The sequence below is a fragment of the Phytobacter palmae genome (assembly GCF_039409775.1).
Lineage (GTDB): Bacteria > Pseudomonadota > Gammaproteobacteria > Enterobacterales > Enterobacteriaceae > Phytobacter > Phytobacter palmae.
Map to the genome: position 1 here is coordinate 1 of NZ_JBCIVJ010000009.1, position 12,924 is coordinate 12,924.

Genomic DNA, 12,924 nt, shown 5'->3' on the forward strand with positions numbered 1-12,924 from the left:
CTGTAAATATTATTGTCGCGGCAGGTGAAAGCCAACCATCCAGGTTTAAAATAATCTTATTAGGCTATGCGATCGAAAAATAATTCTCTAAAGAAAAGCGTATATTTTTTATCTATAAAAATGGCTGGGTAAACGTTAGAGTATTTGGATGTTTTCTGGTTCCACTGTCAGCCGAACGGTACGCCAGAACGGATGACGGACCGTGAAGGACATATCCGCTGGGAAGGGCAGAACAGCGCGTGAGGTAAGCTGCTGCACGATTCAATACCGCAGGAGACGGGCTATGCGCAGAACCTGCGTATACAGGGGCAATACCTGGAACGTGAGAACGGGTTGCACTATAATTTGTTTCGTCATTACGACGCGGATAGCGCCAGGTTTACCCAGCAGGACCCTATAGGGCTGGCTGGGGGACATAAACTTATATGCGTATGCGCCGAATCCACTGTCGTATATAGACCCATTCGGGTTAAGTCCTGATTGTAATACTGTCAAAAGAGCAGTGACACCTGAACAAATGGCGAGTATTCGAGCTGGTAATGGAATAACCAGACCAACTCCATATCACAAAACAACACCAACCCAACACGTTGCAGGTGCTCCACATTCACGCGCCCCTTGGATTTTCACCACCAGGAGCCAAGCATCAGCAGTGTATTTTGCTACTCATGGGGGTACTCGTCCGGCTAATCCTATTATAGAAATTGATTTATCTAAAATACCGAAAGACAGAATATTGGATGTTTCAACGGCTAAAAAAGCTGCTGAAAATTTACAAACCACATCTACTCGGAATGCTGCCGCAGCACATCATAAAGTATTGATTTTTGGGGAGATTCCTCACGGAGCCATTATATTTAAGTAGGTGAATAATGTTAAATGATATAAAAAAGCAGATAATTACTAATAATTTTGTTGATAATGTTAGAGTTAACATGAATTTCAATGATCATGAATATGATAAGCTTATTTCTAGCTTGGAAAGTCTTGCTAATCATATGAAAAATGAATCAATTATTGATAAGGAATTGGCATTGTATTTATATACAATGCCTCAAATGATAAGAAATGCATATTCTAGTTTTGATAAATGGGAAAACAAACCAGAATTAGCATTAAGATTAGAAGATGCATGGATTGAATTAGATTCGTTAGTGATAAACTGTTTGAGCTGAAGAAATAAAAGCCGGGAAAGATTAAATCTCCCGGCTTTTTATTTTTTAACTCTCGTTCAGCACACTAAACATCCCGTTTCGCATCCCCTTAACCATCTGTTTAACCTGATGATGTGCCCCTGACTTATGTTTATAGCGACGCGGAAAGTTATGAACCGCTAGCGCGTATTGATGGCGCAGAGGATCCGGATATCTTCTGGTTCCACTGTCAGCCGAACGGTACGCCAGAACGGATGACGGACCGTGAAGGGCATATCCGCTGGGAAGGGCAGAACAGCGTGTGGGGGAAACTGCTGCACGAGTCGATACCGCAGGAGACGGGCTATGCGCAGAACCTGGGTATGCAGGAGCAATACCTGGATCGTGAGACCGGGGTGCACTACAATTTGTTTCGTTATTACGACCCGGATAGCGCCAGGTTTACCCAGCAGGACCCGATAGGGCTTAAAGGCGGGTTAAGTCTCTGTAGTTACGCGCCTAATCCGTTAAGTTGGATCGATCCACTTGGGCTGAAATGCTCTCATTCCGCTAAAAATCCGAAAGAATTCCATGCGGCTGTAAATGAGAAATGGGGACATAAAATGACCCCAGCAGAAATGCGAGAAATACAAAAAACAATCGATTATATTAAATTAAACAGACCTGCATATTCTAGAGATGGAATACAGTTTGAAAATAACTTTAGAATATCACCTGATAGTCAACGTCTTAATACAGGGAGTGGTCCTTATAGAGAATGGACTGTACGAACCCCGGGTGTTGGTAATCGAGGGACAAGACGTATTGTTGTAGATACAAAAACAGGTCAGGCGTACTATAGTCATGATCATTACAATTCGTTCATAGAAATAGATCTCGGAGGATGAAAGTAATGAAAATGATTAATTTATCAGTAAATTTCAATGATATAAATAGTCACTCTGAATTTCATGAAAAATTTAAGCGGTTGTTCGGCTTTCCTGATTTTTATGGTAAAAACTTCCATGCATTTATTGATTGTCTTACTAGCTTGAGAATCCCAGAAGATGGAATGACAACCGTAAATATACAGCAGGATGAATATATATTACTCGAAGTCATTGACATAAATCATTTACAAGACGATCTTAAACATGATTTTCTCTTGGCAATACAGGAAATAAATAACAGGTGTACATTATTAGGGGAGAAAGCGTCACTATTATTATTGCTATCTAAGTCTTGAGAACTATAAAGAAGCCGGGAAAGAAAAATCCCGGCATCTTTATTATTTAACTCTCGTTCTGCATATTAAACATCCCGTTCCGCATCCCCTTAACCACCTGTTTAACCTGATAAAGTTCCTCCCGCAGTTCCTGTATCTCGTTATTGTCAGCGATGATAGTCAGGCACCCCTCCGTAATCCTCACCGTCACGCCCCGCCCGGTCTCAAATCCCGCTTCCTTTAACCAGTCGCCCTTAAGGTGCAGGCTGGAATGTTGTGAGTAGTACGTGGTCATGCAGGTTTTGCTGTTGATGTGGCTGGCGCTGACATAGCCGATTTTATAACGACGCTGTGTTTTGGAAATGGCGGGTTCTGCCTTAGAGTGGCCCGGTGCAGATAAGGGACTATCATGGAGCGGGGGTAGCTTGTCTGTATGATGTGGGCGCTTTTCGTATGTTATGGTGAATCTGTTACTTATGAGGTGCTTTGATCGCTTTTTTGTTGAATATCATTGCTAATGTATTAATCACTGTCTTTGACACAAAACCCTCCATCCCCGACGAATTTCCTCAACTCGCCATTCTGCGCGCTACCTGATCCTGGCTTTCACTCTATGGCGGCAACTGCTAAAATCCCTGCCCAAACAGCGACCTGACCCGGCCCAGGGTAACCCTGGCTATTCTTATGCTAAAACTGTTCGTCCGATACACCTCCGTGGGCGTCATCAATACGCTTCTCCACTGGCTGGTGTTCGCCATTCTGTTCTTTGCAGGTGCCAGCCAGACGATAGCCAATCTTGCTGCCTTTTGTGTCGCCGTGACGTTTTCATTTTTCGTTAACGCCCGCTGGACATTCAAAGCCCAGGCGACGACCGTTCGCTATGTGTTGTATGTCATTTTTATGGGGGCTATGGCGGCGGGTGTCGGTAAACTCGCCGATCGCGCGCATATTAACCCCGTGATTACACTCGTAGCGTTTTCTGCTATCAGTCTGGTTTTCGGTTTTATCTACTCCAGATTCATTGTCTTCAGGGTGAAAAAGTGAAGATTTCTTTGGTTGTTCCCGTCTTTAACGAAGAAGAAGCCATTCCTGTTTTCTATCAGGCGGCAAAAAAGACGCTTTCTGAATACGATCTCGAGATTGTTTTTATTAATGATGGCAGTACAGATGCCACAGAGCAGATTATCGATGCGCTTGCGAAGGCTGATCCTGGCGTTAATGCAATTAACTTCATCCGCAACTTTGGTAAGGAGCCCGCATTGCTGGCGGGGCTGGAATATGCCACGGGCGATGCGGTGATTCCAATTGATGTTGATCTCCAGGATCCGATAGAGGTCATTCCTGCGCTTATTAATAAATGGCAGGAAGGTTGGTCCGTCGTCCTCGCCAAACGTAGTGACAGAAGCAGTGACAGCCGTTTTAAACGTAAAACAGCCGGCTGGTTTTACCGGATCCACAACAAAATCAGTTCACCGAAAATTGAAGAGAACGTAGGGGATTTTCGTCTGTTGTCACGTGAAACGGTCGAAAATATTAAGCTGCTACAGGAACGCAATTTGTTCATGAAGGGCTTACTGAGTTGGGTTGAGGGCGAGGTAGCGGTGGTCGAGTATACCCGTTCAAAACGGGTTCGCGGAGAGTCGAAATTCAACGGCTGGAAATTATGGAACCTGGCGCTGGAAGGTTTTACCAGCTTTTCAACCTTACCGCTCAGGGTCTGGACCTATATTGGCTTTTTTGTTGCTGCGCTCTCGTTTCTTTACGGGACATGGATGATTATCGATAAACTGATATGGGGTAATGCGGTGGCCGGTTATCCGTCATTACTCGTATCGATCCTGTTTCTGGGTGGTGTGCAACTCATTGGTATTGGTGTATTGGGTGAGTATATTGGCCGAATTTATGTCGAGACCAAAAAAAGACCTCGCTATATCGTAAAAGGCGCGAAAAAGGATAAGTAATGTTTAAATTTAGCCTGAAAGAAGTTGGTTTCTTTCTGTTATTGTTAATTATTGCCCTCGGTGGTTCTTACTTTTTGACAATGCGCTATTTTGCGCTGGACCCGGATTCTGCGAATAGTCCTCTGGTCTGGCGGGCGTTTCTTACAGAGGGGTTTTCCGCTTTTAAAGACTGGGCGCCCACGCCGGATAACTGGTATTTCACCACTTATCCCGTTAATTTCCTCTTTTTTGCATTGATGGGGAATGACGGAATACATCCGTTAGTTCTGTCTACGTCAGTTTTTGTGGGGTTAAGCGCCTTTATTCTGGCCTGTGTCGTGTATGCGATGTCGAAAGCCTGGTACGCGTTGGTCGCAGTGATTTGTCTGATCCTGCTCCCGGCTTACGTTTACACCTTCGGTTTCGCTGCACATCCCTTTTCGCATTATTCTACTAACTTCTTTGGAATACTGGTTTTTGCGCTGGCGTTCTTCAATATCAAGAAACAATCCCTGCCTTTAATCTGGCTGACTACATTTATTGCGCTTTTTGCCTCTATTTCCGACCCCTGGTTTTTGGCGACGTATTTTCTGCCGCTACTGCTGACTTGTGGTTATTTTAGCTGGCGGCATATTCTTCCGAAGAAGTTTACTATTATCCTGGGTGTCAGTTTTATAATCAGTATGTCCCACGTCCTGCAAAGACTGATGGGCTTGCCGATTCAACGCTTTAAACTGATGCCTGTGGCTCAGTGGCCAGATAATGCCGCATGGGTCGTTCAGCTTTTAGGAAAGAGCCTGAATCTCTTTTTTGTTCATACCCCGCTTGCTTATATCGCCTCTTTTGTTATCTGGATGGCTCTGTTCCTGTACGCCGTTATCCTTTGCTTAAGGAAAAGTACAGAGAGTATCTTTGTCGCACTGTTCAGCTTTTTTACCGTCTCCGCCATTATTTCATCGTTCATTATCAGCTACGATTTTCCTGCGGATATAAGTGCCCGCTTTTTCGTCAGCGCGGTCTGTTTTGCTATTGTGATGGCTGTTCTGGCGTTTTCCAGTACGAAGAAGGCTGTCATTGCGCTGGTATTCCCGCTCTATATTGCCTCTTCGCTCTATTCCTATCAGGTTATTACAACGCCGCTGTACGATCAGGAAAAACAAACCTACGACTACATCGCTTTCCTGAAAAAGAATAATCTCACTTTCGGCTATGGAGATTACTGGAAATTATCCAACAATGTTAACTGGCTGTCGTTTGGTGATATCCATATTTCCCCGGTGATGTTTGATAAAGTTGATTTCCATATTCAGTTTGACAGCACGCGCTCTCAGACGCTGAGATCCTGGCTAACCGATGCCTATGTGGAAACCTCGCCGGAGCGTCAGTTTGTGGCGATCCCCGCAGTCGAAACGGAAACTGCACCCCATCCGCGACTGGAAGCGGTGAGGGCGCAACTGGGAAAACCTGACGAAACGCTGGTCTTCGCCGATATAACGATTTTCGTTTATCACCACCGGATACCGCTACGCTAATTACAAACGTGGGCCCTGATATTTTATTTCAGGGCTCACAGATCCTTCCTCCGTGTGATAACCCCACTGCCGGGGAATGCTAATCTCTGTTTTGCACAAGTAACACTCCCACCACGCCCCCCCTAGGCCACTCTGTTCGCGTTTATCCCGACCTCCCTGATGAGGCGTCCAGACGCAGTGGGCGCGCAAATAATCGCTTTGCGTTTATGACGATGCGTTCAGCCGAAGGTTTGGGTCAACATACCCTTGCCGCATTAGTTTCTACTCAACGAGCGGGCACGAATTGTGGGTTGTGCCTTTCGCCACTATTGTTCTGCGAAGTGCCGTCCTCCCATTCATATATTGTCATTGACAAGTTTTTCACTCATGTACAAGGTTGTTGCTCCTGTACGTCTTTTACTCAGTTGAAGGAGCCGTCATGAAGACAGCCGTTGTATTTCGTCATGTGCCTTTTGAAGATCTCGATTCCCTTGGCGAAACCTTACTGGCGAAGGGATTTCGCTGGCGCTATATCGACACCCCCGTGCAATCCCTTTCAACGCTTGACCCGCTGGCCGACGATTTACTTATCGTGCTGGGCGGACCGATTGGTGTTTACGAACAGTCTGTTTATCCTTTCCTCGAGACCGAGATGCGGATCATCCGTGAGCGTCTGACTCACGGTAGACCGGTTCTGGGTATCTGCCTGGGGGCTCAGTTGATGGCGGCGGCGCTGGGAGCGACGGTTGCGTCGATGGGCGTACAAGAAATTGGCTACTTCCCGATAACTGTCAGTGACGCTGCGCCTGCGTATTTTGCGCCGTTGCAGCAACTGCCGGTGCTGCACTGGCACGGTGACCGTTTTGAGATACCCGCAGGTGCCACGCACCTTGCCAGCAGTGCGGTGTGTGATAACCAGGCATTCAGCGTCGGCAACCATGGGCTGGGTTTTCAGTTTCACCTGGAAGTGACCGCTACCGGGCTGGAAGGGTGGCTGGTGGGGCATGCGTGTGAATTAAGCCATGCCGGAATTGATCCCCGCATGTTGCGTGAAGATGCCGCGCGTTATAGCGCCAGGCTTGCCAGCGCTGCCCGCCAGGTGACAGGCAACTGGCTTGATAATCTCCCAGTCTGATATTTTGTCCCGGCGAGTCGGGAGAGGGCGCGGACAGATAAGCGCATTTCAGGCTCTGCCGATGCTCTGGCGTTTTTCCAGTCGCCGGTAAAGGGTACTGCGTGAAATTCCCAGTTTTTTTGCCGCCAGGCTCATATTGCCCTGGGCCTCACGGATGGCGATTTGCTCATCGGCGGGGGCCGACAGCAGAACGGGCGCTGAGGCGGGCGTGGGATCGCCGGGCAAATCCGTCAGCCGGACCACTGAATGATCATCTGCCAGCGCCAGCAATACCCGCAACTGGCTTAACAACTGGCGCACATTGCCCGGCCAGGGGCGAGCGGCAAGGGCGTGAAGCGCCTCTTCGCTCAGGGTGATATCACGCGCGCTGGCGCCCAAATCCTGCCACAATTTCTGGATAAACTGCCGGGTATGGGGCCATTCGCGCAGAGGCGGGATGCGCAGATGAAATTCCTGAATACGGTACAGCAGGTCTTCGCGAAATGCCCCGGTGGCCACCTGCGCGGCAAGATCCTGATGGGTGGCGCAGATCAGCGCAAAATTGACGCTGTAGGCGGTATTCGAGCCGAGCGGCGTCACTTTTTTCTCCTGCAAGACGCGTAATAAACGGGTTTGCAGACCCGACGGCATATCGCCGATTTCATCAAGAAACAGAACGCCACCGTGGGCTTCACGGAATTTCCCGCTATAACCTTTCGGATTGGCTCCGGTAAACGCGCCAGGAGCATAGCCAAACAGCTCCGATTCGATCAGGTTCTCGGGCAGGGCCGCACAGTTAATGGCGACAAAGTTACCATCCCGCCACTGGCTGCGACTGTGTAACTCGCGGGCGCAATGTTCTTTACCGCACCCTGTCTCACCGGTGATACACAGGGCAATCCCGGCATTGATAATACGCAGCGCTTTCTCTTTTTCCGGGTCTGCCGCAGTCGGCGTGCGGGCGACGCCACGGCCAATATAACGACGCGCTGGCGTGGTCTGGCGGGCGTAATAACGCTGGCGATTGCTGGCTTCCAGGGTGGTTTCACCCGCATTAAGCGTGATGCCAGGAAACAGTGTCTCGATCGCTGTCGCACCAAAGTGTCCCGGTGTGAGACAGAACTCGTCTATCGCCAGTTTGTTCGCCCCCAGCAACGTGTTCTGCTCAAAAATCAGCAGCAGTTCCTGAGCGCTTCCCAGTACGCTGGCGTCACTGTGCAGGCTCAAAAGCCAGCGATCGGCACTGACGGCGCTGGCAGTCCAGGCGTGTTCAATCTGGCAGACTGCCCGGCGAATCAGCGCTGCCGCATCGTGTTTTGGCAGTTGTGCTGGTGTGGAGATGTCCAGCACGCCAGCGACGGTCCCGTCCGGGCGAAACACCGGTGAGGCAGAACAGAACAGTCCGGCATTGCGGTTAAGATAGTGTTCACCGCCGGAGACCTCGCAGTGACGCTGCATGGCAAGCGCAGTGCCAATGGCGTTGGTTCCACGTGCATGCTCACCCCACAGGTTACCCGGCGCCAGTGCATAACGCTGAGCTTTATGCAGGAAGTCGGCGTTGCCGTGGGTTTCCAGTACCAGACCGGTGGCATCGGACATCACCATGATGGACGGATGGCTGGATAATTCTGGTCCCAGCCTGGCAAGGAGCGGAGAAACCAACTGGCTTATCCATGCATTTTCCGCCCGCGCGTCTTTCAGCATCGACGTCGCTACCCACGGCTGGGTATCGTCGTCGCGATGAAGCCCGTAGTTGAGGCTACGCTGCCAGGAGTCTTCCAGTTGGCAGGGAAGGCCTGTGGTCTGCGGGGCAAGAGTGAAAGACGGTACGCGATGCGGCATGGCACACTCCGGAGAACTGAGATGTTACAATTGTGTAGCATAAAAGTGTCCCGCGTGTAGCGATGGACGACACAGTTCGGGAAGAGCGACACGAATTTTTTTAGCCTTCGAGAGGATGACGATAAAAGTTTTTGCTAACTAATTTCTTGTTTTTAAAGAAAAAAAGAAGATTTTCTCTTTTCGGGACAGGTTTTGGCATAAGAGCTGCTTATGAAGATATGTCCGCATGGGGCGCGACGCCTCACCTGTACCCATAAAAATAGAGGAACATCTTATGAAATACATTCACCCTGGCCTGGCCGGCGCTAAAGTCTCCTTTAAAAAACGTTATGGCAACTACATTGGCGGTGAATTTGTCGATCCGGTAGAAGGGCGCTGGTTTACCAACACCACACCGGTGACCGGGGAAGTGATTGCTGAGTTCCCGCGTTCAGGTGCTGCGGACATCGAAAAGGCGCTCGACGCCGCCCATGCCGCCGCCGATGCGTGGGGCAAAACCAGTGCGCAGGAACGTTCGAACGTGCTGCTGGCGATCGCCGATCGCATTGAGCAGAATCTGGAGCTGCTGGCTCTGACGGAAACCTGGGATAATGGCAAACCCATCCGCGAAACGCTGAATGCCGACCTGCCGCTGGCGGTGGATCATTTCCGCTACTTCGCAGGCTGTATTCGCGCGCAGGAAGGGACGGCAGCAGAAATTGACAGCAACACCGTCGCCTATCACATTTATGAACCGCTGGGGGTGGTCGGGCAGATTATCCCGTGGAACTTCCCGCTGCTGATGGCGGCCTGGAAACTGGGTCCGGCGCTGGCGGCAGGTAACTGTATCGTACTGAAACCGGCAGAGCAGACCCCGCTCGGCATTTGTGTGCTGATGGAGCTTATCGGTGATTTACTGCCGAAAGGGGTGCTGAACGTGGTGCACGGCTACGGTACCGAAGCGGGCGAACCGCTGGCCCGCAGTAAACGTATTGAAAAAATCGCCTTTACTGGATCAACGCCGATTGGCCGCCATATCCTCTCTTGCGCTGCGGACAATATCATTCCGAGCACCGTTGAGCTGGGCGGTAAATCGCCGAACATCTACTTTGAAGATGTGCTCAATGGCGATGAAGAATATATCGATAAAGCCATTGAAGGGGTGGTGCTGGGCTTCTTTAATCAGGGCGAAGTCTGTACCTGTCCATCACGCGTGCTGGTACAAGAATCAATCTACCCGCAGTTCGTTGAAAAAGTCGTGGCGCGTATGGAAAACATCCGCAAAGGCGACCCCTTTGACACCGACACCATGATTGGCGCGCAGGCCTCCCGCGAGCAGTACGACAAGATCCTCTCTTATATCAACATCGCCAGAGAAGAAGGGGGCGAGATCATCACCGGCGGCGCACACGTTGCGCACGATAACCATCTGCAAAATGGTTTCTATATCCAGCCGACGTTGATCAAAGGTGAGAACCATATGCGCTGCTTCCAGGAGGAGATCTTTGGGCCGGTTATCGGCATTACTACCTTTAAAGATGAAGCGGAAGCGCTGCGTATCGCCAACGACACAGAATATGGACTGGGGGCCGGGCTGTGGACGCTGGATATCAATCGTGCATGGCGCATGGGACGCAACATTAAAGCCGGTCGCGTATGGACCAACTGCTACCATCTCTATCCGGCCCATGCGGCATTCGGTGGGTATAAAAACTCCGGCGTAGGGCGTGAAACCCATAAACTCGCACTGAGTCACTATCAACAGATTAAAAACCTGCTGGTGAGCTACAGCGGTAAGGCGATGGGTTTCTACTAAAAGCGCGGTAATTGCATCAAGACAGGGGGAAGCGGGGCAGTCATGCTCCGCTTTTTCTTTTTTTACGGCTCCACGCCATATGCCGCGCGCCACCATCCTGCATATAAGGTCTTCTTTTCAGCGCATTGCACCGTTTTTTTAACTCTAAGATGGCATTATGGTGAATAAAGCATCACTTAGCCGACTAAGCTACGCGCGAAGTGCAACTTCTTACAATCTGGCACTAATTAAATAGCCATTGCTGCCGATGAATAGTGTGACCTAAGGGAAATATTGCGCAACCAGGGTGAGAATAAGCGGTACTGCGTGCAAAGACCGACACAGCAAGTCGGGCGATTTTTATGCCAGTTGAATAAATAAAAGAGAAAGTAAAATTATGTCCAGACATATTCTCATCGTGGATGACAGCCGGTTGTCACGCATGATCTCAAAGCAGTATGTACTCAGCCAGCATCCTGAGTGGCAGATTGAAGAGGCGGCGACTGGCGAGCAGGCTATTGAGATGGCGGCCATCAAAAAACCGTATCTGATCCTGCTGGATGTCAATATGCCAGGAATGGGCGGTCTTGCGGCGGCGGCAATCCTGCGTGAGACTTACCCGGATATGCATATCGTGCTGCTAACGGCTAACGTGCAGAACTCGGTGCAGGCGCAGGCCGACCAGCTTGGTCTGGGCTTTTTATCCAAACCGATTAAAGAACCGCAAATTCACGCCATGCTGCAAAACCTGGAGTCGAACTGATGATCGATTTGACGGATATGAGCGAAATCGAAGCGGATAGCCTGATGGAAATTTTCAATATCGGTGTGGGTCACGCGGCTGCCGCGATGAGTGACATCGTTAACGAAGAAGTCCGCATGTCTGTTCCGTCGGTGCGCATTACCACGCGTTCGGAAGCGGCCGAGGAGCTCGGGGCCGGTCTCTCATTGTGTGGTATCAGCCAGCAATATAAAGGGGCGTACGCCACCGAAGCTATCCTGATGTTCCCCGAGACCGCAAGCTTTGAAATCGTCCGCATGATGGTGGGGGATCTGATCCCTGCCCATGAACTGGGCGAGATGGAGCGCGAAGCGATGAGCGAAATCGGTAATATTGTGCTCAATGCCTGTGTGGGTACGCTGGCGAATATGTTTCAGAAAGAGTTACAGGGTTCATTGCCCGTGTTTCGTGTGGGGACCAGTGAGCAGATCCTGAACCCGTCGCACGACCCCAGCGACCCATCGGTGCTAATGTTGCGCATCGATTTTTCGCTGGAGCGTCAGGAAATTGAAGGGTATCTGGCTTTTATCCTGGACATGTCGGCGTTGCGTGATTTGCGCGAACAAATCAGCCTCTATATTGAACGCGTTGAATCTGGTTTTGCTTCCGACGGGCTCTGATAACCATGAATGACAAGCTGCTACTGGATGCATTTTCCGCCCTGAGTCTGGGCGTGATTGTTGTTGATGCGAACTACAAGGTAACCCTGTGGAACGCGTGGTTAGAAGCACATACAGGTCGTGCGGCAAGCGAAGCCAAAGGTCAGGATTTTTTCGCGCTTTTTCCGGATCTGCGTAACCACCGGGTTGGCGTAGCGATTAAACAAGCTATTTGTCACAACTTACCGGCGCTGTTATCGCAGTCACTGCATCGTTCACCGTTCCCGCTGTTTGCGGAACCCGCACAGCCAGGTGAACGTTTGAGTCAGGCGATCACTATCGTTCCGCTCGGCGATGTGGAACGCTACTGTCTCATTCAGATTGTAGATGTCAGTATGGCCGTTCGCCGGGAGTCGCTGTTACGCGAACAGGCGCATGTGCTGCTCTCACAGTCGTTATCCGATGGACTGACGGGCGTGGGCAATCGTCGCTATTTTGATCTGTGCATTGCGAAAGAGTGGCGTGCCAGTAAGCGCAATAACAAACCGCTGGCGCTGTTGTTGATTGATGTGGATTACTTCAAGCGCTACAACGATCGTTACGGTCATCAGCAGGGGGATCTCTGCCTGCAACAGATAGCAGCGGCCATGCGAGGTTCATTGCTGCGCCCTTATGACATGCTATTCCGTTACGGCGGGGAAGAGTTTTGTGCGCTATTGCCGGAAACGCGCTCGGCTGATGCGGTCGTCGTGGCGGAAAGATTGCGTGCGAGTGTTCAGGCGCTGGGGTTGCCGAATTCTGATTCGCCGGGCGACGTAGTGAGCGTCAGCGTCGGTGTTGCCAGCCTCAACCAACGTGTGCATACGGACTTTGCCTGCTTAATTCAGGCGGCGGATGACGCGTTGTACGAGGCCAAGCGTGCCGGGCGTAATATCGTTCGCGCCAGCACCGCAGCCTGGAGCGAGGCGTTAGTCCCCCCTAAATCGTCCCAGCCGGGTTGAGCGG

The 12,924-nt window shown here is 50.3% G+C and carries 13 protein-coding genes and 3 pseudogenes; 14 read left to right on the plus strand and 2 right to left on the minus strand.

Features of this window, described 5'->3' with window-relative positions; translation table 11 throughout:
* Positions 1-147: 147 nt before the first annotated feature.
* From AAIG39_RS12420 to AAIG39_RS12445, 6 genes and pseudogenes are all read left to right on the plus strand, one after another.
* A pseudogene (locus tag AAIG39_RS12420) lies at positions 148-475 on the plus strand (RHS repeat-associated core domain-containing protein); the annotation flags it as partial.
* A gap of 27 nt (positions 476-502) precedes the next feature.
* Positions 503-865: a DUF7587 domain-containing protein gene (locus tag AAIG39_RS12425; protein WP_343194086.1), complete on the plus strand. Its 363-nt coding sequence runs from the start codon at positions 503-505 to the stop codon at positions 863-865.
* 7 nt (positions 866-872) lie between these two features.
* Positions 873-1,175: a hypothetical protein gene (locus AAIG39_RS12430; protein ID WP_343193974.1), complete on the plus strand. Its 303-nt coding sequence runs from the start codon at positions 873-875 to the stop codon at positions 1,173-1,175.
* Between the two features lie 110 nt (positions 1,176-1,285).
* Positions 1,286-1,690: pseudogene (locus AAIG39_RS12435) on the plus strand (RHS repeat-associated core domain-containing protein); the annotation flags it as partial.
* 105 nt (positions 1,691-1,795) lie between these two features.
* A pseudogene (locus AAIG39_RS12440) lies at positions 1,796-2,041 on the plus strand (ribonuclease domain-containing protein); the annotation flags it as partial.
* A 5-nt stretch (positions 2,042-2,046) separates the two neighbouring features.
* Complete coding sequence (locus AAIG39_RS12445) at positions 2,047-2,379, plus strand: barstar family protein (protein ID WP_090089382.1); 333 nt, start codon at positions 2,047-2,049, stop codon at positions 2,377-2,379.
* A 46-nt stretch (positions 2,380-2,425) separates the two neighbouring features.
* Here the strand turns inward: AAIG39_RS12445 and AAIG39_RS12450 are convergent, their stop codons facing one another.
* On the minus strand, positions 2,426-2,722 hold the full coding sequence (locus AAIG39_RS12450; protein ID WP_343194077.1) for a SymE family type I addiction module toxin: 297 nt from the start codon (positions 2,720-2,722) through the stop codon (positions 2,426-2,428).
* Positions 2,723-3,042: 320 nt separating this feature from the next.
* Here AAIG39_RS12450 and AAIG39_RS12455 point away from each other — a divergent pair, with 320 nt between their 5' ends.
* The 4 genes from AAIG39_RS12455 (at position 3,043) to AAIG39_RS12470 (ending at position 6,944) form a co-directional block, all read left to right on the plus strand.
* Positions 3,043-3,402: a GtrA family protein gene (locus AAIG39_RS12455; RefSeq protein ID WP_103245679.1), complete on the plus strand. Its 360-nt coding sequence runs from the start codon at positions 3,043-3,045 to the stop codon at positions 3,400-3,402.
* Positions 3,399-4,319 (plus strand): glycosyltransferase family 2 protein, encoded by a 921-nt coding sequence (locus AAIG39_RS12460; RefSeq protein ID WP_249569070.1) that lies wholly within the window; start codon positions 3,399-3,401, stop codon positions 4,317-4,319. Before AAIG39_RS12455 ends, AAIG39_RS12460 begins: the two co-directional genes overlap by 4 nt.
* Complete coding sequence (locus AAIG39_RS12465) at positions 4,319-5,830, plus strand: hypothetical protein (protein ID WP_343193975.1); 1,512 nt, start codon at positions 4,319-4,321, stop codon at positions 5,828-5,830. The genes AAIG39_RS12460 and AAIG39_RS12465 overlap by 1 nt, the downstream gene beginning before the upstream one ends.
* Before the next feature lie 418 nt (positions 5,831-6,248).
* Complete coding sequence (locus AAIG39_RS12470; RefSeq protein WP_343193976.1) at positions 6,249-6,944, plus strand: glutamine amidotransferase; 696 nt, start codon at positions 6,249-6,251, stop codon at positions 6,942-6,944.
* A gap of 48 nt (positions 6,945-6,992) precedes the next feature.
* On the opposite strand, the gene AAIG39_RS12475 is transcribed toward AAIG39_RS12470, so the two are convergent.
* A complete protein-coding gene (locus AAIG39_RS12475; protein WP_090085081.1) occupies positions 6,993-8,765 on the minus strand; it encodes a sigma-54-dependent Fis family transcriptional regulator in 1,773 nt (590 codons plus the stop codon).
* Positions 8,766-9,039: 274 nt separating this feature from the next.
* On the opposite strand from AAIG39_RS12475, the gene exaC reads away from it, so the two are divergent.
* The 4 genes from exaC (at position 9,040) to AAIG39_RS12495 (ending at position 12,920) form a co-directional block, all read left to right on the plus strand.
* Entirely contained in the window at positions 9,040-10,560 is a 1,521-nt protein-coding gene (exaC, locus tag AAIG39_RS12480) for an acetaldehyde dehydrogenase ExaC (protein WP_090085079.1), read from the plus strand.
* 376 nt (positions 10,561-10,936) lie between these two features.
* Positions 10,937-11,302 carry a response regulator gene (locus AAIG39_RS12485; RefSeq protein ID WP_343193977.1) on the plus strand — a complete coding sequence of 122 codons (366 nt, stop codon included), beginning with the start codon at positions 10,937-10,939 and terminating at the stop codon, positions 11,300-11,302.
* On the plus strand, positions 11,302-11,940 hold the full coding sequence (locus AAIG39_RS12490; RefSeq protein WP_090085076.1) for a chemotaxis protein CheC: 639 nt from the start codon (positions 11,302-11,304) through the stop codon (positions 11,938-11,940). Before AAIG39_RS12485 ends, AAIG39_RS12490 begins: the two co-directional genes overlap by 1 nt.
* Before the next feature lie 5 nt (positions 11,941-11,945).
* On the plus strand, positions 11,946-12,920 hold the full coding sequence (locus AAIG39_RS12495; protein WP_090085074.1) for a diguanylate cyclase: 975 nt from the start codon (positions 11,946-11,948) through the stop codon (positions 12,918-12,920).
* Positions 12,921-12,924 lie beyond the last annotated feature (4 nt).